The organism is Streptomyces hydrogenans, assembly GCF_014656075.1.
Lineage (GTDB): Bacteria > Actinomycetota > Actinomycetes > Streptomycetales > Streptomycetaceae > Streptomyces > Streptomyces hydrogenans.
Genome location: NZ_BNBS01000316.1, coordinates 1 through 684 on the forward strand (window position 1 = coordinate 1; position 684 = coordinate 684).

The window sequence follows — 684 nt, forward strand, 5'->3', positions numbered from 1 at the left end:
CGCCCAGCTCGCCGATGTCCTTGAACGACGGCTTGAGCCTGGCGAGGGAGTCGGCGGTGGTGCCCGGGCGCATGAACTCGTCGTGGTCGAGCACGGTCAGGCCGGCCCGGTCCACCACCGGCACCACCGAACGGGCGAAACGGCCCTCCTTCCACGCGGTCGCGGCGCGCTCCTGGGAGAGCGCCGCGTACTCGTCCACGTCACGGCGGCTGAAGCCCTCGATGGTGGCGATCAGGTCCGCGCCGATGCCCTGGGGCGCGAAGGCGGTCTCCAGGCTCGTCATCGGGTCGAGGGCCCAGGCACCGCCGTCACTGCCCATCGGGACGCGGGACATCGACTCGACGCCGCCGGCCAGGACCAGGTCCTCCCAGCCGGAGCGGACCTTCATCGCGGCCATGTTCACGGCTTCGAGGCCGGAGGCACAGAAGCGGTTCTCCTGGACGCCGGCCACCGTGTCCGGCAGTCCGGCGAGCAGGGCGGCCGTGCGGGCGATGTCCGCGCCCTGGTCGCCCAGCGGGCTGACCACCCCCAGGACGATGTCGTCGACCGCCGACGCGTCGAGATCGGGGAAGCGACGGAGGGTCTCGTGGATCAGGCCGGTGACGAGGTCGATGGGCTTGGTGCCGTGCAGGGAGCCGTTGGCCTTGCCGCGTCCGCGCGGGGTGCGGATCGCGTCGTACACGT

The 684-nt window shown here is 72.2% G+C and carries 1 protein-coding gene; it reads right to left on the reverse strand.

Annotated features, from left to right (window positions below):
• Window positions 1-682, reverse strand: a 682-nt coding sequence (locus IE321_RS41630; RefSeq protein ID WP_268257466.1) for a thiolase family protein, incomplete at its 3' end; no start/stop codon positions are given.
• Window positions 683-684 lie beyond the last annotated feature (2 nt).